General features: G+C 70.3%; 24 protein-coding genes. 12 read left to right on the forward strand and 12 right to left on the reverse strand.

Going from position 1 to position 22,122, the window contains the following annotated elements; translation table 11 throughout:
* Positions 1-10: 10 nt before the first annotated feature.
* Entirely contained in the window at positions 11-637 is a 627-nt protein-coding gene (locus tag QI554_RS05075) for a hypothetical protein (protein ID WP_281466276.1), read from the reverse strand.
* Between the two features lie 323 nt (positions 638-960).
* On the opposite strand from QI554_RS05075, the gene QI554_RS05080 reads away from it, so the two are divergent.
* The 7 genes from QI554_RS05080 (at position 961) to QI554_RS05115 (ending at position 8,141) form a co-directional block, all read left to right on the forward strand.
* Positions 961-1,689, forward strand: a complete 729-nt coding sequence (locus QI554_RS05080) for a class I SAM-dependent methyltransferase (RefSeq protein ID WP_281466278.1) — start codon at positions 961-963, stop codon at positions 1,687-1,689.
* Between the two features lie 54 nt (positions 1,690-1,743).
* Positions 1,744-2,607, forward strand: coding sequence for a hypothetical protein (locus QI554_RS05085; protein WP_281466280.1), 864 nt, complete (start codon positions 1,744-1,746; stop codon positions 2,605-2,607).
* Positions 2,608-2,748: 141 nt separating this feature from the next.
* Positions 2,749-3,738 carry a hypothetical protein gene (locus QI554_RS05090; protein ID WP_281466282.1) on the forward strand — a complete coding sequence of 330 codons (990 nt, stop codon included), beginning with the start codon at positions 2,749-2,751 and terminating at the stop codon, positions 3,736-3,738.
* Between the two features lie 87 nt (positions 3,739-3,825).
* The gene (locus tag QI554_RS05095; protein ID WP_281466284.1) at positions 3,826-4,593 is read left to right on the forward strand and encodes a maleylpyruvate isomerase family mycothiol-dependent enzyme; all 768 of its coding nucleotides are present in this window, start codon (positions 3,826-3,828) and stop codon (positions 4,591-4,593) included.
* An 89-nt stretch (positions 4,594-4,682) separates the two neighbouring features.
* Entirely contained in the window at positions 4,683-5,909 is a 1,227-nt protein-coding gene (locus QI554_RS05100; protein ID WP_343230761.1) for an ATP-grasp domain-containing protein, read from the forward strand.
* 227 nt (positions 5,910-6,136) lie between these two features.
* On the forward strand, positions 6,137-6,856 hold the full coding sequence (locus QI554_RS05110) for a DinB family protein (RefSeq protein ID WP_281466286.1): 720 nt from the start codon (positions 6,137-6,139) through the stop codon (positions 6,854-6,856).
* Positions 6,857-7,127: 271 nt separating this feature from the next.
* Entirely contained in the window at positions 7,128-8,141 is a 1,014-nt protein-coding gene (locus tag QI554_RS05115) for a hypothetical protein (RefSeq protein ID WP_281466289.1), read from the forward strand.
* 92 nt (positions 8,142-8,233) lie between these two features.
* Here QI554_RS05115 and QI554_RS05120 read toward each other — a convergent pair whose 3' ends face one another.
* The gene (locus QI554_RS05120; protein WP_281466291.1) at positions 8,234-8,617 is read right to left on the reverse strand and encodes a VOC family protein; all 384 of its coding nucleotides are present in this window, start codon (positions 8,615-8,617) and stop codon (positions 8,234-8,236) included.
* A 160-nt stretch (positions 8,618-8,777) separates the two neighbouring features.
* Entirely contained in the window at positions 8,778-9,275 is a 498-nt protein-coding gene (locus QI554_RS05125) for a hypothetical protein (RefSeq protein WP_281466293.1), read from the reverse strand.
* Positions 9,276-9,611: 336 nt separating this feature from the next.
* Between QI554_RS05125 and QI554_RS05130 the strand changes: the two genes are divergently transcribed.
* Together QI554_RS05130 and cas3g are read left to right on the forward strand one after the other, a co-directional pair.
* Positions 9,612-10,358: an alpha/beta hydrolase gene (locus QI554_RS05130; RefSeq protein WP_281466295.1), complete on the forward strand. Its 747-nt coding sequence runs from the start codon at positions 9,612-9,614 to the stop codon at positions 10,356-10,358.
* Positions 10,359-10,414: 56 nt separating this feature from the next.
* The gene (cas3g, locus tag QI554_RS05135; protein ID WP_281466297.1) at positions 10,415-12,649 is read left to right on the forward strand and encodes a type I-G CRISPR-associated helicase/endonuclease Cas3g; all 2,235 of its coding nucleotides are present in this window, start codon (positions 10,415-10,417) and stop codon (positions 12,647-12,649) included.
* Positions 12,650-12,678: 29 nt separating this feature from the next.
* Here the strand turns inward: cas3g and QI554_RS05140 are convergent, their stop codons facing one another.
* From QI554_RS05140 to QI554_RS05160, 5 genes are all read right to left on the reverse strand, one after another.
* Complete coding sequence (locus tag QI554_RS05140; protein ID WP_281466299.1) at positions 12,679-12,933, reverse strand: hypothetical protein; 255 nt, start codon at positions 12,931-12,933, stop codon at positions 12,679-12,681.
* Positions 12,934-13,000: 67 nt separating this feature from the next.
* Positions 13,001-13,546: a hypothetical protein gene (locus QI554_RS05145; protein WP_281466302.1), complete on the reverse strand. Its 546-nt coding sequence runs from the start codon at positions 13,544-13,546 to the stop codon at positions 13,001-13,003.
* A 233-nt stretch (positions 13,547-13,779) separates the two neighbouring features.
* Positions 13,780-15,255, reverse strand: coding sequence for an extracellular catalytic domain type 1 short-chain-length polyhydroxyalkanoate depolymerase (locus QI554_RS05150; RefSeq protein WP_425527914.1), 1,476 nt, complete (start codon positions 15,253-15,255; stop codon positions 13,780-13,782).
* A 76-nt stretch (positions 15,256-15,331) separates the two neighbouring features.
* Positions 15,332-15,523 carry a hypothetical protein gene (locus tag QI554_RS05155; protein ID WP_281466307.1) on the reverse strand — a complete coding sequence of 64 codons (192 nt, stop codon included), beginning with the start codon at positions 15,521-15,523 and terminating at the stop codon, positions 15,332-15,334.
* The gene (locus QI554_RS05160; protein ID WP_281466309.1) at positions 15,514-15,747 is read right to left on the reverse strand and encodes a hypothetical protein; all 234 of its coding nucleotides are present in this window, start codon (positions 15,745-15,747) and stop codon (positions 15,514-15,516) included. Before QI554_RS05160 ends, QI554_RS05155 begins: the two co-directional genes overlap by 10 nt.
* A gap of 82 nt (positions 15,748-15,829) precedes the next feature.
* On the opposite strand from QI554_RS05160, the gene QI554_RS05165 reads away from it, so the two are divergent.
* The 3 genes from QI554_RS05165 (at position 15,830) to QI554_RS05175 (ending at position 18,643) form a co-directional block, all read left to right on the forward strand.
* Positions 15,830-16,786 carry a helix-turn-helix domain-containing protein gene (locus QI554_RS05165; protein WP_281466311.1) on the forward strand — a complete coding sequence of 319 codons (957 nt, stop codon included), beginning with the start codon at positions 15,830-15,832 and terminating at the stop codon, positions 16,784-16,786.
* A 32-nt stretch (positions 16,787-16,818) separates the two neighbouring features.
* Positions 16,819-17,388, forward strand: a complete 570-nt coding sequence (locus QI554_RS05170; RefSeq protein WP_281466313.1) for a hypothetical protein — start codon at positions 16,819-16,821, stop codon at positions 17,386-17,388.
* Between the two features lie 106 nt (positions 17,389-17,494).
* Complete coding sequence (locus QI554_RS05175; RefSeq protein ID WP_281466315.1) at positions 17,495-18,643, forward strand: hypothetical protein; 1,149 nt, start codon at positions 17,495-17,497, stop codon at positions 18,641-18,643.
* A gap of 56 nt (positions 18,644-18,699) precedes the next feature.
* Here the strand turns inward: QI554_RS05175 and QI554_RS05180 are convergent, their stop codons facing one another.
* The 4 genes from QI554_RS05180 to QI554_RS05195 are packed head-to-tail and all read right to left on the reverse strand — an operon-like array spanning position 18,700 to position 21,979.
* Positions 18,700-19,986: an MFS transporter gene (locus QI554_RS05180; RefSeq protein WP_281466317.1), complete on the reverse strand. Its 1,287-nt coding sequence runs from the start codon at positions 19,984-19,986 to the stop codon at positions 18,700-18,702.
* Positions 19,983-20,522, reverse strand: a complete 540-nt coding sequence (locus tag QI554_RS05185) for an ArsR/SmtB family transcription factor (protein WP_281466319.1) — start codon at positions 20,520-20,522, stop codon at positions 19,983-19,985. The genes QI554_RS05180 and QI554_RS05185 overlap by 4 nt, the downstream gene beginning before the upstream one ends.
* 40 nt (positions 20,523-20,562) lie before the next feature.
* Entirely contained in the window at positions 20,563-21,204 is a 642-nt protein-coding gene (locus QI554_RS05190; protein WP_281466321.1) for a CoA transferase subunit B, read from the reverse strand.
* Position 21,205: 1 nt separating this feature from the next.
* Positions 21,206-21,979, reverse strand: a complete 774-nt coding sequence (locus QI554_RS05195) for a CoA transferase subunit A (protein ID WP_281466323.1) — start codon at positions 21,977-21,979, stop codon at positions 21,206-21,208.
* Positions 21,980-22,122 lie beyond the last annotated feature (143 nt).

The following is a 22,122-nucleotide window of genomic DNA, read 5'->3' on the forward strand; positions in this document are numbered from 1 at the left end:
GTCGGGACGTCTAGCGTCCGGACGGCGGGGTCGGCTTGGAGCCACGCGCCGTCCGGGGCTTGGCAGTTGCCGTCCCGGACGCGGGCTTCGCCCTCGAACCGGCGCCCCGCGCACCGTCCTTCGCGCGGCCCGCGACCTCCTTGGCCTTGCCCTCGGTGGCGTCGGCGACTTCCTCGGCCTTGTCCCGGGCGTCGTCGACGCGCCGCTTGGCCTCGTCCTTGATCTCGTCGGCGATCCGCGTGGCGTCGTCCCAGGTCCGGTCCTTGACCCGCTTGGCCTCCTCCTCCGCGTCCTCGAGTTTGCCGCGGGCCCTCTCCACGACCCTGTAGCCGCGTACGGCCAGGTCGTCGTAGGCGTCGACGGCCTTGCCGTACTGGCCGCGCACGAAGGCACCGGGGTTGTCGGCCAGCGCGCCGACGGTGTCGCCGACCGCGGACTGCACGTCCGCGACCGTGGACGAGACGCGGTGGCGGAGCTCCTTCACGTTCGGGGGAAGGCTGATCCTTCCCTCGCTCATCATCGCGGTGGCGTCGCGGATCTTCTCCAGCGCGAGGTCGCCCGCGCCGACGAAGGCGTAGATCGGCTTCGCGTTCGTCGAGCTCTTCCGGCGTTCGATGACAGTCGCCGTGGTGTTCACTCGCTACCCCCGGAGCTGGGTGGTGGTCGGGAGGGACCGCGCGGTCCGCGGGCCCCTCGGCCCGGCCCCGCAGGCGGCAACCGGGCCGTCGGTCGCGTCGTACAGGCCTCTGCTGCCCGGGTTCGCCGCGTGCATGCACGCCGCTCCAGCCGGGCGCGCCCGCACCCCGACACCCTGATTTCGACCCATTTCCCCCTCCCCCTTCACCCGAACGCCTGAAATCCGGCCGGCCCTGCACCCACCCGGGTGGCAGGCCGCGTACCGGATTTCGACCCGGTGGTAGCAAGGGCCCCGACACCGCCGCCGAAGGAGCCCGCACCGCGATGCCGACCCACCAGTACGACCGCATCGGAAGCCGTTTCGAGGAGTCGAAGTCCACCGCGGCCTTCTCGGCCGCCGACACCCACAGCCTGCTCCTCACCATCGGCGACGTCACCGGCACCGCCGCCCTCGACGTCGCGTGCGGCGCCGGCTACAACACCCGGCTGCTCGCGGAACGCGGCGCCACGCCCGTCGTCGGCGTGGACATCTCCCCCGAGATGATCCGCCTGGCCCAGGGCCACGAGACCGAACGCCCGCTCGGCATCGAGTACGCGGTCCACGACGTGGCCGCGATGCCCGAGCTCGGCTCATTCGAACTGGCCACCGCCGTCTACCTGTTCAACTACGCCCCGTCGCGCGCCGCGCTGCGCGCCATGTTCCGCGCGATCCACGCCAACCTCACGCCCACCGGCCGGCTCGTGGCGATCGTCCCCAACCAGGCGCCGTTCCCGGACAGCAACTGGGACGCGGTCGGCGTCACCATCCGCGAACGCGTGCCCGGCCCTGAAGCCCCTTTGCTGCGCGCGGCGTTCCTGACCGAGCCGCCCATCCCGTACGAGTTCGTCGAATGGCCGCGGCGCGACCTCGAAGAGGCGGCCCGCTCAGGCGGATTCGACGCGGTCGACTGGCTGCCGACCACCACCCCGCCCCCGGACGAAACCCACGGCACCGACGTCTGGAACGCCTACCGCGCGGCCCCGGTCTCGTCGTTGATGATCTGCCACCGCTGATATGGCCGCCCACATACAGTGGGTTGCCACAGCAGTGACCATTGGGGGGACCGCATGCTGGAACTCAAAGGCGCCTTCGCTAAACCGGGGAGCGCCTACGCCGAGGCCTTCGGGCTCGTACAACAGGTGGGCGTCTTCGACGACATCATCGCCGCCACGAACACCACGCTCCTCGTGCGCGACGGCGACCTCGAACGCACAGCCGAGACCCGCATGTTCGTCGGCGGGGTCGACACCGAGGCCACCACCCACGCTGCTTGGCTGACGGAAGGCGTGCAGTCGCGCCCGACGACGATTCAGATCCACATGGTCGGCGAACCGCCGATCACCGCGACCCGGGACGCCCAGACGCGGCTCGCCGACGCCGTCGAGGTCCTCGTCCACGAGTGGTGCCTGCACGGCGACAAGTTCTGGACGTTCATCAAGGGCATGCACGGCGAGGCGTACCGGGGCACGAGCAAGCTGTCGAAGCTCGCGGACCTGTACCACGACGCCTTCCCTGCGGCGGCGACGGCCTTCGACCTGCCCGAACACCGGGCGCTCGCCGAGAACACCCACGCGTACTTCCACATGACGCTCCACACCCTCAAGGACAGCCACCCCACCCTTGCCGGCCGCCTCCTCGCCGCCTGGCAACGCGACGTCGACGGCTACGCCCCAGCGGCCCGCCCCGGCCACAAGGCAACGGTCGCCTGGGGCACGGGAGGCGTGCCTCCTGTACGCACCGAACCGAGGAAGCCGCGACAGACCGCCTCCCCGTTCGACCGCGAGGTCAGCAAGGAAGAACAGGACGCCTTCGCCGACTTCTTCAGCGACAACGAAAGCAACGACGAACACGAGAGCAAGGACTCTCACAAGTCGTCGTCCTCGTCCTCGTCCTCGTCGGAGGAGAAGCCCGTCAAGAAGGAACGGAAGTAGCCGACACCCGTGCCCCGGGTCACCCAGGCCCGGGGCCGACCGATCCGACCGGAGGAGCCCCCGCGAACCAGAACGACCATGCGCCCCGTGTAGCGCCCGGTCGCCCTTGAGCCGCGTGGCCCGTCCTGGTTGCGTGTGCGGGTGAACGAGCACTCGTCCCTGCTGGGCACCGCATCCGCCGCGACCCAGGTCGCCGTCCTGCGCCGTGTGGACGCCGGGCTCCGGGCCACGTTGCTCAGCCGGAACGTACCGTCGGCGGCGTTGACCGCCTTCGTGCTCGAACACGGGACGCTCGACGAACGGGTCGCACTGGCGCACAACTGGTTCGTGGCACCAGAGGTGCTCGTCGCCTTGGCCGCCGACCGGCACCCGGCTGTGGCCGCCGCGCTGCACGAGAACTGGGCGGCCCCGCGCGAGGCGTTGCTGCCCGGGCTCCGGCTCGTTCCGCCTCGGGAACTCGTCAATCCCGGCTGGATGGACCGCGAGCTCGGGGCCCGCTACCGGTCCGCGCGGCTCGGGCTCGCGGTGGAACTCGACGACCCCGACGTGACCGTCGAGGCGCTCACCGTCTTCCAGCCCGAGTACAACAGGTCGGGGGCCGCAGCCATCGTCGTCAGGGGGCTTTCCGGGTTGCTGCGCGCCGCGGGCGCGGACGCCGTCCGTGCCGTCAGCGCGAAAGTGCATCCGGTCCCCGCTCCGCAGCCCACCGTCGTGAGTGACGCCCTCGACCACCCGACCGATACCGCGCGCCTGGCTGCCGCACTCGACCATCTCTGCGGCCCTGCCGGGCTCCTCGACCGCGTGCGGGCCGGCACATCGTCGTGGGGCGCGGCGTTCCTGGCACCCCGCGGCCCTTTCGACTGGCCTGCCGTCGAGGCCGCCCACCGGGCGGACCCGTTGCCGAACAGGACGCTCGCCGGCCTGACCCTGCAGGTCGGGTGCCCGCCGACTCTGCGCCCGGCGCGGGACCGCCGTCCGGGCGCCCCAGCGCCCTCCCCCGAGGTGGCGGCCCTTACGGCCAGTGCCCTCGGCACCGACCCCGAACGCTGGCTCGTCGCCCTCCGCCTCCTCGCCGACTTCCCCGGTACCGTCCCCGAACTCCTCGACACCGCTGCCAAAGCGTCAACATGAGCTGTTCAGGACCTCGGCCGCGCCGCGGCTTGATCGGGCGCGAAAATCCACTGTCCGCTCAGCGGTGCACGGTGATACAAAGCCGCCATGGCCAACACCCTGGGATTCCCCGACCTGCTGCGGCTTATCGACGAGCGGTCGTCCGCCTTCTGCGCCGCGGTCGCCGCCGCGCCCGGTCTCGACGTGCAGGTGCCGACATGCCCGGAGTGGACACTGTTCGATCTCGTCCGGCATCTGGGCGAGGGGCGCCGCGCGTGGGCCGCCACGGTCGCGGCGGGGCCTGACGCCACCGGCAAGTCCGCCCCGGGTGGCGATCCCGCGCCGCAGGAGCGTGAGGCTCTGCTGGCCTGGATGGCCGAGTCGACGCAGCAGCTCCTGGACGCCCTGCGGGAGGCCGGTCCGGACCGCGGCTGTTGGACCTGGTGGGGCGCGTCGCAGTCCCCGCGGACCTGCGGTGCCGTCGCCCGCCACCAGCTGCAGGAGATCGCCGTACACACGTACGACGCCCAGGTCACCGCGGGCGCCCCGCAGCCGCTGCCGGACGAGGTGGCGGTCGACGGCGTCGACGAGTTCCTGAGCACCTGCTGCGCGACGACCGAGGCCTGGCCGCACGAGCCCGCGACCATCGAGTACCACGCCACCGAGGGCCCCTCCTGGCGCGTGTGGCTCTCCGCCGACGGCGCGCGGATCACCGACCTGACCGAGCCCGCCGGGGACGCGGCCAATGTCTCCGCCAGCGGCACGGCCAGCGAGCTGGTGCTCTTCATGTACGGCCGCAACCCGATGGAGTCCGTCAAGATCGACGGCGACCGGGTCGTGTTCGACCGGATCATCGCCTGGGAGCCGGAGGTCTAGGACCAGGCGCGTCCGGACCGGACACCGGTGAGTCCGGTCCGGACACGGCACCTGCACCCGCAGACACCGACAACATCTATCGTGTGCCGATGCCCAACGCTCTGCTCTTCCCCTGTGACCCGCTGAACCCCCGTCGCCCGGATCCGCATTTCGCGCGCGAGGCCGCCGCGGCGCGCGAACTCGGGTTCGCGGTGGCGTACGTCGACCACGACGCCGCCCTGCGAGGCGACGCCGCCGAGGCGGTCGCGCGCGTCCCGGAGGGTTTCGGCGCGCTGTTCTACCGGGGCTGGATGCTGCCGGTCGCGGCGTACGAGGCGATGGACGCGGCGTTGCGGCGGCGCGGGGCGTTTCCGGTGTCGAGCCCGCGCGCGTACCGCGTGGGCCACGAACTGCCCAGCTGGTACCCGTACTTCCGACAGCACTCGCCCGCGAGCCGGACGATCCCGCTCGCGGACGGCGAACGCCCCACGGCCACACGCCTCGCCGATGAGGCCGTCGAACTTCCGCCGGGGCCGGGCGTGGTGAAGGACTGGGTCAAGTCCCGCAAGCACGAGTGGGACACCGCGTGCTTCGTCCCCGACCTCGCCGATACTGTGCGCCTCGAGTCCGTCGTCGCGGCGTTCCTCGACGGGCAGGCGGAGTTCCTGACGGGCGGCGTGGTGATCAGGGCGTACGAGAACCTCACCGGGCCCGAGGTGCGTGTGTGGTGGCTGGACGGCGAGCCGGTGCTGGCCACCCCGCACCCCGACGCGCGGGAGGACGCCGACGCGGTCGCCCCCCAGGACGTCCCGCTGTCGAACGAACTGCGGGCCTCCGTACGCGATCTCGACGCGCCGTTCGTGACCACCGACCTCGCCCTGCGCGCCGACGGCGTGTGGCGCGTGGTGGAGGTCGGCGACGGCCAGGTGTCGGATCTGCCGGCCTCCGTCGATGCGGCGGACCTGCTGCGCCCGCTCCTCGGCGACCGACCCGCGGTACGAGTCCGGGAGTTCGACGGCCGCCTGCACGACGACCCGTCCGACGTCGTGCTGTTCGACCTCCTCGCGGACGTGACGACCTACCACAATTTCCTCGTCGTCGAACGCGTCGACACCGACCCTCCGGAGCAGTTCTACATCCAGGTCTACCTGAACGAGGACCTGACCCTGAGCGTCGAATACCGCGACGGCGGCGCGGACCGGCACTTCGAGGCGACGCTCGAACGCTGGGGCGACTTCGCCGTCCACGACCTCGCCGCAAAGGTGCTCGCGGACTGGACGGCCGACCGCCCCGGCTGGCGCGACGCGCTGCCGTGGCAGCCGTTGTCCGACTACTGAGCAGGTTGAGGGTATCTGGTCACTGATCCGCCGCGCCCTGGCCAACACCACATTCACCGACCCCGAACACCTGATCCAGGCCGTCCGGCGCCAACTACGCAGCGTGCAGCACCGACCGGGGCTCATCGACGGCGCATTGGCTGGAACCGGGCTCAAACTCACGCCGATACCGCCGAATCAAACCGGGGAGGCTGGCTTTGTCGGTGCTCGGACCTACCATGCGGCGCATGACGCGATATATCGACGAGGATCTGCACGGTGCGGAGTTCCGTGAGTGCGATCTGACCGGGGCACGCCTGATCGGCGTCGTCATGCAGGATGCCGTGATCGACGGGCTCGTCACCAACCTCGTAGTGAACGGTGTCGAGGTCACCGAGTACGTCGAGGCAGAGCTCGACCGGCGTCATCCGGTGCGGGTGCTAATCCGCTCCGAGGACCCGGACGATCTGCGCGAGGCATCGCGTCAGCTCCATGCCGGCTGGGCCGCCACGATCGAGCGAATCCGCCGTACGCCCGGCATCGAGCGCCGCAGCATGAACGACGAGTGGTCGGCGTTGCAGACGATGCGCCACCTGGTCTTCGTCCACGACTCGTGGTTCCGCCGCTGCTGCCTGGGCTCGACGGAGCTGTTCACACCGATGGGCATCGGGACGACCGTCGAGCCCTACCGTGGAGCGCACGGAATTGACCTCTCGCTCGATCCGGCCCTCGACGAGATCGTGAGCGTGCGTGACGCACAGGCCGCCGAGCTTGAGGCCTGGCTCGACGAGGTCACCGCCGTGCAGCTCGCAGCGCGAGCGCCGGTGCCCGACGACGATGTCTGGCCGCCGTACGCCCGGGGCCGCTTGGTGCGGCAGTGCCTCGGCACCGTGCTCAACGAGACCTTCGAGCACCACGGCTTCTGCGTTCGCGACCTCGACCTGATCGAGGCACAGGACGCCGAGTAGGGCCGACTACGCACAACGTGCGCCGGACCGAACAACTGTCAGCCCTCGACGACACCACACCTCAAAGCTCAGCAACAAGGCAAATGCGCTGTTCGCCGTAATCGGCGCGGCTCGCGGTGCGACACTCCCCGGATACGCCTTGGCAGCGAAACAGGGGGCATCCGATGCCGACGCCGATTCCGGCGACCGACGCGCAGCTGCGGTCCAGCGGGCGGCGGACCGATGGGCCGACGACACGCGGCGGGTCTTCGAGACCACATGGCGCGCACCCGTGACGGCCGACCGGCTGCTGGCCGCTGTGCCGTCCGGGCAACGCCGGGATTTGTGGGGCGAGTTGCTGAGGACGTTCGTGGAGGCACGTGTCCACGACCTGGCGGCCGAGGCGGCGAAGCGCCGCGTCCCCGCCGCCGACCAGGCGTACACCGCGCTGCGGGACGCCACCCCGCGTCCGACCGACCAGGACCTCGCCCAGGGCCCGGCCACCGACCGGATGCTCGCCGACACCGTCGCGGCGACGGCCGCGGGCCGTGAACTGTCCGCGTTCGCCGCCGACCTCGCCAAGCACATCGAGGACCTGGCCGGCCGCGCGATGCCTCTCGAGAGGCTTCGCGTCCACAAGGACTCCGAACTCTCCACCGCTTCAAGCCGGTTGGCGGTCCGCGTCGCGCAAGCCGACCGGATCGCGGCGCGCATCGACGCCTACCCCGACCGAGCGGCCCTGCTCGCCGCGATCGACCCTGCCTTCCGGGAAACCCTCACCTCCGGCCACGCCCTGCTCGCGGACACCGGACGGGCCTGCGCCGACGCCGACCGCGCCCTGCGCGCCGGGCTGGACGGCACCCTGGCCGACCAGGAGGCGGCGATCACGGCCGCCTTCGACGCCGTCACGCCGACCGTGACGGCGGTCGCCGACGAACTGACGTTCCAGCTGACGGCCGTCGCGGAGGCCGCCATCGGGTACATCTGCGCGCCGCCCCCGCCGGACCCCGTTCCCCCGGAGTTCGCGAGGTTCGTGACCACCTACCGCGAGGGCCGGCAGGCGGTCCTCCTCGCGCCGACCGCGGCGGCCAAGATCGCGTCCTGGCGCCACTTCGACCCAGGGCACGGCGGAGAGCTGCCGCTCTCGGCGTTGGAGAACGCTTTCGGTACGGACATACCGGCTCAGCTGCTCGCCGACGCGCTCACGCACATCGCCCGCCAAGTCCCGAACGCACCCTTGGATTACGAGGAAGCGGTGAGCTCCATCCGCAAGTGGGCGGAGGAACACAACGCGCCGCGACGGTAGCAGCCCGCAAGGCCGCCCGCCGCGGCCCGGAGCGCCAACCCGACGCCTACAGCCGCCAGAACAGCACGCCACACCGGATCCGCGCCCGAGCGTCAGGAGTCCGCGGCCGCCCGGTCGGACTCGCTGCGCAGCACGCAGAATTCGTTGCCCTCCGGATCCGCAAGGACCGCCCAACCGCTCCCGTCGGGATTGCGGTGGTCAGCGACAAACGTCGCGCCAAGACCCAACAGCCGCTCCACCTCCTCGTCCCGCGAGGTCTCGGGACGCAGGCACAGGTGCACCCGGTTCTTGACCGTCTTCGGCTCCGGCACCTGATTGAAGTACAGCACCGGGCCCTCGGTCAGCATCACCTGGGTCTCGCGGGACCCCGGCCTGTCCTCCGGATGCAGCGGGCGACCGGTCACGCCGCTCCAGAACCGGGCCAGCTCATAGGCGTCCGCACAGTCGATCGCCACGTTCTGCAATACCGAGACCATGCGCGCGAGCTTTCTCGATCTTCACCGGAATCGCCACCGGGCCGCACCCGCCCGGGTGCGGCGCATCGCCGCGCTGTGCGGCGGCGGGGTCGCCTGCGGGCGCCCCGCTCCGCGGGTGCCTGCGGCGTGGTCCGGAACGTGAACGCGATCGCGTCGCAGGTCAGTGCGTAACCACCTCACAGTCCGCGGCCACCACGTCGAACGTGTCGGCCTGGACCGTGTCGAAGCCGGTACCGCAGGTGATCTGGTCGCGCACACCGTTCTTGGCGTGGACGCTGTCGTTGCCCGAGCCCGCGCTCACGTTGGACGGGGTGCCCGGCACCGCGAGCGTGATGGTGTCGTTCTGGTCCCCGCTGGTGGCGTTGATGCCGGTCAGCGTCGCGGTGCTGCCGCAGTCGGCCGAGGTCGCCGACAGCCTGAGGCAGCCCGGCCCCGCGAACACACCGGCGGCGTCGCTCACGATGACCCGGCCGTTCGACGTCGAGAACGCGACCGTGTTCGCCGTCGCGTTCGCCGCGGAATAGGCCACCGTCGGGCCGTTCCGTATGAGCGTGGAAGGCGAGGCGCCCGCCACGCCCGACAACACCATCGGCACCGCGAGACCGATTGCCGCGGCCGGTGCGAACAGCGCCAGCCGGCGTCTCTTGGTGGTGTTCATGCCAATGCTCCTCACGTGCTTCGACAGTCCGGAGACAGCGCACAGAGGCAACGCACGGGGACAAGGGGCCCATAGGGCGGCGGCACCGACGCACATCGCCGGGCTGCCCGTCCTGCCGGTCGAGATCCTCTCCGACGACCACGGGCCGCCGAAGATCTTCCCCCTGTTCCCACGGTTCCCGCATGCGGACCGCTTGTCAACGCGTACCCAGCCTGCTCCCCCCACGGTTGCACGACGCATCTCAACGTTTGGCCGGGGCGCGACGATCGAGCAGGCGCTTGATCGGCTGTGGAACGATCACAACTGTCCTGCCAGATCCTTCGGAGGAGTCACCACGTGACCGGCGACCAGTCGATCCGCAGCGCCGCGGCGTTCGAGGGCTTCACAGTGGAGCACGACGGTGAACGCCTGAGTTGCGCGCGGGCCATCCCGTATGCCGAACACCCGGCGCAGGTCAGGCAATCGGTCGTTCTGCTGCACGGTGCCGGCACCGGCAGCAAGCAGCGCCTCGTCGGGCTGATGAGCGACAGCGCCGCACGCGGCTACCAGGCTCACTCCTTCGACTTTTCGGGCCACGGCGACAGTTCCGGACGCCTGGGCGAACTGAGCCTGGAACGCCGGTTCGTGCAGGCCCGCGCGGTCATCGACTCATGCGTCCCCGCCGACCACCGGCTCGTTCTCGTCGGGTTCAGCATGAGTGGTCACACGGTGGCGGATCTGGCGACGCACTACGGCGGCCGGGTGCAGGCCATCGGCCTGTGCGCGCCTGCCGTCTACGCCGCCGAGGCGTGGAGCGTTCCGTTCGCTGCGGGCTTCACCGAGATCATCCGCACGCCCGACAGTTGGCGCCGATCCCCGGCACTCGAAGTGTTCCGTGCCCTAACTGCGCGCGCCGTACTGGCGACCCCGGCCGTCGACGAGGTCATCCCCGAGGCCGTCACCGAAGCCGTTGCGGAGGCACTCAGCGCGTCGCCCTCGCTATTCACCCGTCTCGTCTACCCGCGGGCGGACCACAAGCTCGGTCTGTGGTTCCAGGAGAACGCCGCAGAGCGCAAGGAGTTCCTCGACGCCGTCCTGGCCTGACCGTTTTCTCCGTCGGACATCTAGAGTCGGGAGTCCGGCGGGCGAGAGGGCAGTGAATGACGAGCGGATTCGGGGAGTTCTTCCACACAGCGACCGGCTATCGCCCGTATGCCTACCAGGCGGGGCTCGCAGAGAGTGGGCTGCCGCGATTCGTGCGGGTTCCGTCCGGCGGCGGGAAGACCGCGGCCGCCGTGCTGGCGTGGCTGTACCGCCGACTGGTGTCCGCGCCCGAGGAGACGCCGCGGCGATTGGCGTACGTGCTGCCGCAGGGCGGCCTCGCGGACCAGACCCACACGCGGATCGCCGAATGGTTGCGCCGGCTCGGGTACGCGGACGAGGTGGATCTGCACCTGCTCGCCGGCCCTGAGTCGCAGAACGGCACATGGCGGCGGTATCCCGAGCGCACCGCGATTCTGGTGGGCACGCACGACGTTTTGCTGAGCCGGGCGTTGATGCGTGGGTTCGCCGATTCACGGACGATGGCGCCGGTGTCGTTCGGGCTGCTCAACACCGACACCCATTGGGTGTTCGACGAAATGCACTTGCTGGGACCTGGTTTGCCGACGAGCACGCAGCTGCAGTCACTACGCGAATCGCTCGGCACGACGGCGCCGACCCACAGCACGTGGATGTCGTCGACGCGGGACGGGGACCCGGAGATTGGGGCGGGCGAAGCCCCGACAGGCGGCCACCTCAGCGCGATTCGACGCATCAGGCGCCTCGCCCCGGACCCGACACGGTACGTACAGGACCTCGTCGACGCGCTGGGCTCCGCACACGTCCCCGGCACGCAGACCGTCGCCGTACTCGGCTCCGCACAGCGCGCTCGCGAGGTCTACGGCGCGCTACGCAACGCGCATCCGGACCGGGAGATCGTGCTGGCGCATCCGTACGCGCGTTCCGTCGACCGCCGTGATCGCGCGGCGGCGCTGGAAGACACCGGCCGGGACCGGATCCTGGTCACGACGCGGGCGCTGGACGCCGGATGCGACGTGTCCAGCCGTACGCTCCTGACCGAACTCGCCCCGTGGAGCGCGCTCGTACAACGCGCCGGCCGCTGCAATCGTCACGGCGAACACCCCGACGGCGGCGACCTGTTGTGGTGCGTCCCGCCGGAGGGCCCCGGGGCCGACGTGGGCGTCGCGACCTGGCTGAACGCCCACGAAGGCGAGGCAGTCACGACCGCCGACCTCTTTCACGCCCGTGTCGACCCAGACACACCACCTTCCCAAACCCTCCACGAGCACGACGTCTTGGCGATGTTCGACAACGCCCGAGGCGCGGCTCCGACCGACGCGAGTCCGTGGATCCGCGCCGACGAGGATCGAACGGTCTTCGTTGCGTGGCGGACCTGGGAGTCGGGAGAACCGGCGGAAGACGATCCTGAACCCGCCCGAACCGAGCAGTGCGAGGCGCCGCTCGCCGACGTCCGCGAGCTGTTGGACGGCGGCGTATGGCTGCGCGACCCCGCCGACGGCCGGTGGCGGCACGCTGTGGCCGACGACCTCCGCTCCGGATCGCTCCTGGTCGTCGACTCGGCGCGCGGCGGCTACCTCCCCGAGCTCGGCTGGGCGCCGGAGAGCGACGCCCCGGTGCCGTCGCTGTTCACGGGACGCAGGCCTCCCACGACCGGGTGTGTCGCGTGGGTGAGCCTCGACCAGCACCTGCTGGAGACCGAGGAGGAGGCCCGCGCGGTTATGGCCGGCCTCCCCGGGCTGACCGAGGCGCAGCGGGAAGCCGTCGCCCACGCCGCCAGATTCCACGACCTGGGCAAGTGCCACGACGTCTTCCAGGCCATGCTGCGCGACGGCGGCGGCGATCCGCCCGACGACCTGCTCGCCAAGTCCAAAGCCCCGTGGAACAACGGCGTTTCGGCACGTCCGTACTTCCGGCACGAGCTGGTCAGCGCGCTCATCCTGCTGAACGGCGAGTACTGGCACACCCCCAGCGTCGACCCGAGGTTGGTCGCCTACCTGGTCGCGGCGCATCACGGCCAGGTACGCGTGTCGGTGCGCCCCGAGACCGACGAGGACGAACTGACCCTGCTCGGCGTCCGGAACGGCGACCACACGCCCCCGGTCACCATCACCACGGGCGACCACTTCCCCGCGCAGTCACTCGACACCGAGGCCTTCCGCCAAGGCGGTTCGTGGACGCCGCAGACCTTGGCCCTGCGAGACCGCGACGACCTGGGCCCGTTCCGCCTCGCCTACCTCGAGTCCTTGGTCCGCGTCGCCGACTGGCGCTCCAGCGCCCGCCACGACGGCCCCACGGTGGGACTCGTGCCCTGAGCCACGGGTCCGGACGCCAGGCCGCCCGATCAGAGGTTCGCGATCAGCCCCCAGGTGAAGAGGACGGCTCCGACGTAGAAGAGGACCGACACCACCCACATGGTGCCCATCGCCTCGTCTGCGTTCTCTTGCGACATGCGGCCGATCCTGACCTTGAGCGCGAAGTGCGCCTTCGCCAACCGCGGCATGCCGATCGCCACGATCCAGCAGACGATGGCGACGAACAACCAGGTGCCGACGCCCCCGTCACTCCCCTTAGCCGCCGCCTCCGCCAAGCCCTGCATATGCTGTGCCTCCCCCGCGTCACGGCACCTTCACCATGGCATGCGATTCACCCTCGCGTTGCGAAGTTCAGCGTTCTCGGTCGCGGTGGATCTCCGCGCGGACCGCATCCCAAAGCACATCCGCCGCCCGGGTGGCCTGAGCGGCCACTGCGCCCAGGTCGTTCTGCGGGTCTTTCGCTCCGTGCGCGTCTGTCGCATCGTGAGGGGTTTCGCGCGTGACACCCAACATTTGTGCCTGCCACTTCAGTTCAAGTGCGGTCTCCTTCTCGAGCCACTGCCGGAAGGCCGTCCTGACGGCTTTGGACGCGTAGGCGTGCCGCCGAGCCTCGAAGAGATAGCGGTTCGGGGCCTCGTACTGTCCGGGCCAGTCCTGCCAATCGCTGTCGACGGCGTCTCCCCGGCTTCTTTCCATCGCGTTGGTGCGCTCCTCCACGGAGTGGTGAACGTAGGCGAGGATCTCCTCGTACACGGCGCATTCACGCTCCCAAAGGCGCTGGTCGTGAGCGAGATCTCGTTGGCGCCGGAGCGAATACCCCGCGAGCCATGCGGAGGTGCCGATGCTGATCGCAGCAATGGTGCCGGTGATGACCGCGGCGATGACAGGTGCGCTCATATTCAGGACCTTTCACGGCACCGATCTGTCCATGACCCGGATCCTGCCGCAAGGGCCGTGGCGCGCCGCGCCGTCATGACCCGTTCAGCCCAACCTTGTGCCGAGAAACGCTCGATCGGTTCGCTGGATACGACGCGGCCGAGTCCGGCCGGACGACGACGCACAGCTGAACCGACGAGCGACAGCCGTCCCGTCGGCGATACGGGGTACGGAACGGCCGTCGCGTGTGGTTCTCAGGGGCAACCCTGGTCCGCCAGCACGTAGTAGCCCGGCGCGGTCTGCTTGAGGGTGTGGACCGTGAAGACGTTCCACAGCCCCATGGCCTGGTTCGAGCCGTTGGCGTAGACGTAGCCGCCGCTCTGGTGGGCGCGGCCAGCGGTGGTGTGGGCGTAGTTGCTGGCCGTGAAGCAACTCGGGGTGGCGCTGCCGGTTGTGGTGGCGCTGACCGGGGTGGAGGTGGCCCCTGACGTCCCCGATGTGTCCACGGCGGCAACGGTATAGGAATACGCCGTCCCCGCCGCGAGTCCGCTGTCCGTGTACGAAGTCCCACTAGCGGAACCGACCTTGGCGCCGTTCCGATAGACCGCGTACGACGCGGCCCCGGCGACCGGGTCCCACCTCAGGCTCGCTGTCGTGTCGGTCGTGCCCGTCACCGTGAGCCCCGTGGGCGCGGGCAACGACGGCGTGCCGCCGCCCGTCCCGTCCAGGCCCCAGAACTGCGCCGTGTAGTAGCTGGAGCAGACCGTGTCGAGAAAGAACGCCCCCGTTGCGCCGCACTGGTCGACGCCGCTCCCGGGGTCGACCGCTAGGCCGTGGCCCATGCCGGAGATCGTGTAGAGCGCCACAGCGGGGCGCCCGCCGGTGTCGTTGTACGTGCTGACCGTCGTCCCGCCCGGCAGGGTCCGGGTGTTGGACGCCGTCTGGCCGACGCCCCACACGTTCGTCCACTGGTCGCGCGACTCGGTGGCGTTGACCGGGTAGACGGTGTTGTCGGACGTCCCGTGCCAGATCGCCACGCGCGGCCACGAGGTCGTCCCGGCCGGGGCGGCGGCGCGGACGAGATCGCCCCATTGGGCGGGCGTCTTGCTGACCGGCCCGTACATGCAACTGTAGGCGGCGGTCTGGTTGTTGGCGCAGTACGCGGGGACGCCCGAGTCAATCGACCCGCCCGCGAACACGTCCGGGTAAGCCGCGAGCACGTCCGCGGTCATCGCGCCACCCGCCGACAAGCCGGTGATGAACACTCGGCTGACGTCGGTGCCGTAGCGCGCGACGGCGGTGTCGACCATCTGCTTGATGGACAGCGCCTCGCCCTGCCCGCGTTTCGTATGTCCGGGCTCGTACCAACGGAAGCACGACTGCGACTGGTTACTCGGGTCAGTCTGCGGAAAGACGAGCGAAAAGCCGTACAGGTCCGCGTACTTGGTCCAGCCGGAGTTGGCGTAGTAGTCAGCAGCGGTCTGCCCGCAGCCGTGCAGGGCGACGACGAGCGGGGCGCGGGCTGGGAGGTTCGCCGGGGCGTACGTGTACATCGCCAAATTGCCCGGGTTGGACCCGAACCCGGTGACCTGCGTGAGCCCCGAGGCGGAAGCCTCCGGCGCCCCAGCGACCAGCAACGCACCCACGACGGCGAACGCCCCGGCCACGGCGGCCACGCGTCGACGAACGGCTTTCAGACGAGCAGCTCTTGCGATGGGAATCGACGGCATGCGGCAGCTCCTGGTCGAGGACGCGATGGACCGGCCCGGCACGCCTGGCCCCAGGCGTACCGGCCCGTGCCTCGAATCATCGGACCGAGCCGAAGTCGCTGAAATGGCCGGGAAGTCCACTGTTCGCGCGCCCGTCATAGGCCACGAGGCCATGCCGCACCCAACCGACGGGCACGTCCACCAGCAGACGAGGCGGAACACCCCCGTCCGGCACCTCGACGACGACGCCGTCGCCGTAGTCCCAGTACCGGAACCGGATCAGGAGCATGGCGGCTCCCCCTCGACACCGGACGGTAAGAACGACGCGGCATCGCCACCGACCGGCGTCCAGCTCACCCAGGCCGGCCCAAGGTTCGTCGTCACGGTGTACCGCTCGTGCGTACGCCCGTCCGGCAGGACGTCGTACACGCGAACAGTCATGCGCGGGCCGCGCACGCGCGGCTCCTGGAGTTCAGCCCCGGCGCATTCGGAGGCATTGACGCGATCAGCCATGCAACTACCGTGTCAGCCATCGGTCATCAGCAATATGCGCGAGCACGCCACAACCATTGGCGCTATGAGCCAATATGGCGCCATGGCTACGTCAAAGACCCGGACGGAACGCCGCGCCATGGAACGCACCGCACAGGAGATCCGCCTGCGCGGCCTGCGGAACGCCTCGACCGTCGCCGACGTCGTCGACGGGATCCTGGCCGCGCTGCCGGACGCGCATCCCTTGGAGGCGCACCGTTGGGCGCAGGGGTGGGACCGGCGAGAGCTCTCCATACGAATCGACATGGTGTACGAGCGCGCCGGGCTCGCCCCGCCCGGTGTCGCCGATGCCGAGATTTGCAGGTGGGAGCACGGAGACCGGCGGCCGAACGACGAACGTATCGACGTCCTGTGCCAGATCTATGGGACCCGGCCGGATCGGCTCGGCTTCGGACACGATTACAGTGGCGCCGTGCTCGGACATCTCGAACAGGCAGGTCTCATCGACCTCTACCCGCTCACCACGAGCGACTCGAAGGCCGACCTCGTCGGCCGATTGAGCTCGGCTGCGCAGCACATCAACATGTTCGGCCTCACCCGCAACTACTACGCGGGCGAGGCCATGCTGCCGCTCTTCGAGCACAAAGCCGCCAAGGGCGTGCCCGTACGGCTGTACATCATGGACCCGCACTGCGACTCGCGCCGGGACCGCTATCGCCTCGAGCCGGCCGAGGCGGCGATGGAGGATCCCGACCGCTACACGCGCGAGATCCTGCGGCCGCTCGCGGAAGCGGCGTCGGCCAGCGAGAACTTCGAGATCTACCTGTACAACTTCCCCTGCTCGTTCGCGATGGAGGAGGTCGACGACGCCATCCGCGTCATGCTGTACGGCCACGGCAAGCGCGGCACCGACGGCCCGATCCTGACCTTTCAGGCAGGGACCGAGTTCCACCGGTACTTCTCCGACCAGCTGCGATGGATCGAGCGACTGGCGGCGGCCGATCCGATCCCGGAACCGTGGCGTTCCAAGGGCATCGCGGTGTGGCGGTACGAAGGCTGAACCACAGCGCGACACAATCTAAAGTTCCGAGCATGGTGCCTAAGAGTTTCTACGACTTGAGGTTCGGCGTATCTCCCGGTGGCGCCAGGAAGGACGCGCACCACATCCGCGGCAGCCTTGACGAAGTCGTAGACGCTCTGGAGTCCGAGCTCGACGAGTCCGTCAACGTATGGATGCTCTTCGACTACGGCGCCGATCTGGCCTTGGACGTGTATCAGCGAGGCGAGCGAGTGCGTTCGATCGATCTTCACCCGTTCGTCGCGATCCGGGTCGACGGCTACCCGGAGATCACCTTCCTCGGCTCGGGCAAGCCGACCGGCTACGCCGTGGGCGCGGATGACGCAGCGAAGGTGAAGGCGGAGCTCGCCGACGGGCTCTTCGACGGCAGGTTCGACGGCAGGATCGACGCCACCGTGGACTGGGATCGTGTCCTCGTCCCGCCGCTTGTGGGTGAGATCGCGGAGTACGGCGACTATGTCATGCTCGGCGACGGCCCCGTCGATGACCTCTCCGGCCTCGACGACCTCGACGAGGACGAGTTGGCGGACGAGCTGATCGAACGGGACTACGTCGAGTACGGGGACCACGACTTCGAAGCGTGAGCCGGCTCGCGGCACGGTCCTGCAACACCGAGGCACCCAGCGGGCCGGGCCAAGCCGTTGGGCCCCTGCGCACCAACGCGTCAGAGCCCGCTGCAAGCATGCCGCCATGCACCTCGACGACCTGCTGCGAAACGCCACCCCGGCGCCCGATCGCGAACCCGCTCTGCCCGTCCCCACGGACTGGCGCGCCGTCGAGCGGTGGCTGGGCACCCAGCTCCCCGTCGCCTATCGGCGTGTCGCGGAGGTGTGGGGGCCGGTGGAACTGGGTGGCGCCCTCGAAATCGCTGTTCCCTGCCACGGGGAGTACTTCGACTATGGCCAGTGGCTGCGCGAGTGCTCTTCGCCGGAGGCCGGGCTGCTCTTCTGGCCCGACGAGGGCGGACTACTGGCCTGGGGGCGGCTGCGCGACCACACCCTGTTCTGGGACACATCCGTCTCGGCCGACCCCGACGCGTGGACCGTCGTCTCCTGGATGCCATCGGACCGGTCCCAGCCGAACGCCGTCCACGACTTCGGCCTGACGACGGCCGAGTTCCTCGATGCCGTTACCAGTCCGGAGTACGGACACCAGAACAGCCCCCGCCCGGTGTCGGCGACCATCAGGCGTACCCGGTACCGCTCCGACGTGTCCGCATGGCCCGTCCCGGACCTGCCCGCCCGTGAGCGGCACGCGGACCGTCGTGCCGCGTTCCGCGAAGGGGCGGGGTGGGACACCCTGGTGCGCTTGGTGCCACCGCCGGAGCAGCCGCGGTTGGACGACGGCGTCACGTGGGACTCGGTCTTCACCCGCCTCGGCACCAGACTGCCGGCCGAGTACGTGACGCTGATCGAACGCTACGGACGCGGTCACTGGCGCGAGACGCTGAACTTCGTCGACCCGTTCCGCACTGACGCAGGCGGCTTGTTCTGGGAGATCCACCGGCTCACCGAACTGTGCGGGATCCTGCGCGAGGACGACCCCGACGCCCAGCTCCCGTCGCTCTGGCCCGCACCCGGCGGCTTCCTGCCGTTCGCCGTGACCGTAGGCGTCGACACGGTCGGCTGGTGGACGGTCGGCAAGCCTGACGCATGGCCGCTCGGGGTGCTGAACCGGGAACTCGACCACGAATACCCGCCCCTGCATGCCACTCTCGTCGACACCCTCCTCGCCTGGTGCCGCGGCACCTACGACGACCAAGGCTTCTGGACGCTGCACGACGACGATCCGCCCCCGACCGAGGACGAACTCTTCCACGCCGCCGAGTTCACTCCCTAAGGCGTACGTGGAGCGCCGAGCCGGGCTCGGCGCTCGCTCAACAGCCTCGGGGAGAGCTACAGAGCAGCCGCCGGGACGGGGACCGGAGATTCCGCGCGTTCGGGGGCATCGACCGGGGCAGCCGCGGCCAAGGCGGACTCGATGCGGCGGTTGGTGGTCATCGTGGACGTGACCGCGGTCATCGCCAGGAGGAGGCCCGCGGCCGTGTACAGCGGGGTGCGCACGTCGTACGTGGTGGCCAGCCAGCCGCCGAGGAAGGCACCGAAGGGGGCGGCGCACATGGAGAGCATGCGGGAGGTGGAGGCGACCCGGCCCATGAGGTGGGCGGGGACGATCGCCTGGCGAAGGGACGGGCCGATCACCATCGTGGCGCCCATGCCCGCGCCGCAGACGGCGAGCGCGAGGCCGGCGACGTACGGGTTCGGGGCGGCGGCGAGGCCCAGGATCGCGAGGCCCTCGACAGCGGCCGTGCAGGTCAGCGCGGTGCCGGTGCCGAGTGCCCGGCCAAGCCGGGAGGCGATGGCGGCACCGATCAGGCCGCCGGTGGCCTCGGCGGTGAGGAGCAGGCCGAAGCCGAAGGTGCCGATGCCGAGCCGGTCGTGGGCGAAGAGGGCGAGGACGGTCTCGACGGCGAGGAAGGCGATGTTCCCGACCGCCGGGCGCAGCGCGAGCCCGAGCAGCAGCCGGTCCCGGAACACGTACGAGGCGCCGGCCCGCGCCTGCCGCAGCAGCGACTCATGAGCCTGCGGTACGGGCTTGGACGCGGCGGGCAGCGACCGTACGAGCACCGCGGAGACCGCGAACGACACCGCGTCGGCGAGCAGCGGAACCGACCGGCCGATCGCGAGCAGGGCGCTGCCCGCGGGCGGTCCCGCGAAGCCGGACGCGGCGGTCTGGGCGCCGCGCAGGCGGGAGTTGGCGCGTTCCAGGAGCATGGGGTCGCGGCCGAGCAGGTCCGGCAGGTAGGCCGTGGCCGCGGTGTCGAAGAGGAGTGAGCCGAGGCCGAGCAGGAAGGCGACGGCCGCGAGCAGGGGAATGCCCAGCATGTCGAATGCGGCCGCTGCCGCGGGTATCGCGAGCAGCACCGCGCGCGCCGCGTCCGTGACCCACATCGTGCGCCGCCGGTCCCAGCGGTCCACCAGCGCACCGCCGAGCACCCCGAAGAGCAGCCACGGCAGGGTGCCGACTGCGGTGACGACGGCGAGCGCCATCGGATCCCGCGTCAGCGTCAACGCGAGCAGCGGCAGTGCGGCATGTGACACGCCGTCACCGAGCGAGGAGATCGTCTGGGCGGTCCAGAGCCGTCCGAACCCGGTCGGCAACGTCTTGACGTCTGACGTCACTTGGCATCCCCTCCGGCCTGCTCGCCCTTCGCCGGGTGGAACAGTGCGAACACGAGCGACGCGTCGGGCAGCGACGGGTCGGACAGCTCCCGGTACTCGTCGGCCAGTGCCTCGAGCCGCGCGCCCAGCTCGGCGAACTGCTCGTCGGTGAGCCGCAGATGCGCCATCCGTACGTGCCGCTCGCCGTCCGCCGGCGATGCCTCGAGGTCCGCCACCGCGTGCCGCATCAGGACGTCCGGCCCGCCCTCGCCCGGATCCGGCATCACGATCGACCGCGCGGCCATGGCGTAGTACCGCTCGACGACCCCCCGGACCTTCCGCGTCCGCACGACCTTCACCAGGCCGGCCCGTTCGAGCAGCCGTACGTGGTAGCTGGAACTCCCCTTCGCCAGGCCCACCCGCTCGGCGATCTGCGTGATCGTCGCGGGTTCGAAGCGGAGCACGGCCATGATCCGGTGGCGCGTGAGATTGGAGACGGCGCGTAGCTGCTCGTCGGTGGTGACGTCGAACGTATCGGGAAGATCATCCGTAGGCATGCGAGTAATGGTCAACGTTTCTTGACCATTGCGCAAGGGGTTATCCCTCGGACTTCCGCAGGAGCTCCGCCTCGGTGGCGTTCTGGACGTCGTCGACCGTGACACCGGGAGCGGTCTCGACCAGGGCCAAGCCCCTGTCCGTCACGTCCAGCACCGCCATGTCGGTGATGATCCGGTCCACGACGCCGCGGCCGGTGGCGGGCAGCGAGAGCTCCGACACGACCTTCGGGCTGCCGTCGCGCGCGACGTGTTCCATCACCACGATCAGCCGTCGCGCCCCGTGCGCGAGGTCCATCGCCCCGCCCATGCCCTTGACCATTTTGCCCGGGATCATCCAGTTGGCCAGGTCCCCCGTCGCCGAGACCTGCATCGCGCCCAGCACCGAGACGTCGATCCGGCCGCAGCGGATCATGCCGAACGAGAACGCCGAGTCGAAGTACGCCGCCCCGGGCCTCACCGTCACGGTCTCCTTGCCCGCGTTGATCAGGTCCGGGTGCTCGGCGCCCTCGTGCGGGTAGGGCCCCACCCCCAGGATCCCGTTCTCCGAGTGGAGCACCACGTGCACGCCGTCCGGCAGGTGATTGGGGATCAGCGTCGGCAGCCCGATGCCCAGGTTGACGTACTGCCCGTCACGCAGCTCCAACGCGGCGCGGGCGGCGAGTTGTTCGCGGTTCAGCGGCATGTCAGTCGCTCCTCGCCATGTCAGCGGCAGCCGGCACCGCGGTGCGGCGTTCGATCCGCTTGTCGGATGGATCCGCCGCGACGATCCGGTCCACGTAGATCCCCGGCAGGTGAACCAACTCCGGGTCGAGATCCCCCGGTTCGACGATCCGGTCGGCCTCGACCAAGGTGACCCGCGCCGCCATCGCGCACAGCGGGTTGAAGTTGCGGGCGGCCGCCGCGAAGACGCAGTTGCCGTGCCGGTCGGCTACTTCGGCCCGCACCAGCGCGAAGTCGACCTCGACGGCCTCCTCCAGGACGAACCGCCGTCCCCGGAACTCCCGTACCTCCTTCGCCGGCGAGGCGACGGCCACCGTGCCGTCCGCCGCGTACCGCCACGGCAGTCCGCCCTCCTCCACCTGCGTCCCGACCCCGGCCGGGGTGTAGAACGCGGGGATGCCCGCCCCCGCCGCGCGCAGCCGCTCCGCGAGCGTTCCCTGCGGGGTGAGTTCGACCTCCAGCTCGCCGGCCAGGTACTGCCGCGCGAACTCCTTGTTCTCCCCGACGTACGACGACGTCATCCGCGCGATCCTCCCGGCGCCCAGCAGCAGCCCGAGCCCCCAGTCGTCCAGCCCGCAGTTGTTCGAGACGACCGACAGCCCGCTCGTCCCCGCGGCCGCCAGGGCGCCGATCAACGTGGACGGGATGCCGCAGACCCCGAAGCCGCCCACGGCCAGCGCCGCTCCGTCGGGGATGTCCGCGACGGCGTCCGCGGCCGACCCCACCACCTTGTCCATGTGCAGCCTTCCGTCCGTCCATACGTGGCATGCCCGGCACCACGTCGGTGTGGTGCCGGGCGATACCACCCTGGCCGGGGCGGACGGACGGGACGATGTGTGCAAGCGCCACATCCGGCGGAACGCTAGGGTGCCGGACGCCA

The sequence above is a fragment of the Yinghuangia seranimata genome, from assembly GCF_029953285.1.
Classification (GTDB): Bacteria; Actinomycetota; Actinomycetes; order Streptomycetales; family Streptomycetaceae; genus Yinghuangia; species Yinghuangia seranimata.

Excerpts from the sequence above, each read along its gene's own strand:
- QI554_RS05170 (WP_281466313.1), top strand. The coding sequence starts at position 16,819 with ATGGTGCCTAAGAGTTTCTACGACTTGAGGTTCGGCGTATCTCCCGGT.
- QI554_RS05195 (WP_281466323.1), bottom strand. The coding sequence starts at position 21,979 with ATGGACAAGGTGGTGGGGTCGGCCGCGGACGCCGTCGCGGACATCCCC.
- QI554_RS05120 (WP_281466291.1), bottom strand. The coding sequence starts at position 8,617 with ATGGTCTCGGTATTGCAGAACGTGGCGATCGACTGTGCGGACGCCTAT.
- QI554_RS05155 (WP_281466307.1), bottom strand. The coding sequence starts at position 15,523 with ATGCTCCTGATCCGGTTCCGGTACTGGGACTACGGCGACGGCGTCGTC.
- cas3g (WP_281466297.1), top strand. The coding sequence starts at position 10,415 with ATGACGAGCGGATTCGGGGAGTTCTTCCACACAGCGACCGGCTATCGC.
- QI554_RS05125 (WP_281466293.1), bottom strand. The coding sequence starts at position 9,275 with ATGAACACCACCAAGAGACGCCGGCTGGCGCTGTTCGCACCGGCCGCG.
- QI554_RS05185 (WP_281466319.1), bottom strand. The coding sequence starts at position 20,522 with ATGCCTACGGATGATCTTCCCGATACGTTCGACGTCACCACCGACGAG.
- QI554_RS05190 (WP_281466321.1), bottom strand. The coding sequence starts at position 21,204 with ATGCCGCTGAACCGCGAACAACTCGCCGCCCGCGCCGCGTTGGAGCTG.
- QI554_RS05150 (WP_425527914.1), bottom strand. The coding sequence starts at position 15,255 with ATGCCGTCGATTCCCATCGCAAGAGCTGCTCGTCTGAAAGCCGTTCGT.
- QI554_RS05175 (WP_281466315.1), top strand. The coding sequence starts at position 17,495 with ATGCACCTCGACGACCTGCTGCGAAACGCCACCCCGGCGCCCGATCGC.
- QI554_RS05110 (WP_281466286.1), top strand. The coding sequence starts at position 6,137 with ATGACGCGATATATCGACGAGGATCTGCACGGTGCGGAGTTCCGTGAG.
- QI554_RS05165 (WP_281466311.1), top strand. The coding sequence starts at position 15,830 with ATGGCTACGTCAAAGACCCGGACGGAACGCCGCGCCATGGAACGCACC.
- QI554_RS05145 (WP_281466302.1), bottom strand. The coding sequence starts at position 13,546 with ATGAGCGCACCTGTCATCGCCGCGGTCATCACCGGCACCATTGCTGCG.
- QI554_RS05085 (WP_281466280.1), top strand. The coding sequence starts at position 1,744 with ATGCTGGAACTCAAAGGCGCCTTCGCTAAACCGGGGAGCGCCTACGCC.
- QI554_RS05160 (WP_281466309.1), bottom strand. The coding sequence starts at position 15,747 with ATGGCTGATCGCGTCAATGCCTCCGAATGCGCCGGGGCTGAACTCCAG.
- QI554_RS05080 (WP_281466278.1), top strand. The coding sequence starts at position 961 with ATGCCGACCCACCAGTACGACCGCATCGGAAGCCGTTTCGAGGAGTCG.
- QI554_RS05095 (WP_281466284.1), top strand. The coding sequence starts at position 3,826 with ATGGCCAACACCCTGGGATTCCCCGACCTGCTGCGGCTTATCGACGAG.
- QI554_RS05140 (WP_281466299.1), bottom strand. The coding sequence starts at position 12,933 with ATGCAGGGCTTGGCGGAGGCGGCGGCTAAGGGGAGTGACGGGGGCGTC.
- QI554_RS05100 (WP_343230761.1), top strand. The coding sequence starts at position 4,683 with ATGCCCAACGCTCTGCTCTTCCCCTGTGACCCGCTGAACCCCCGTCGC.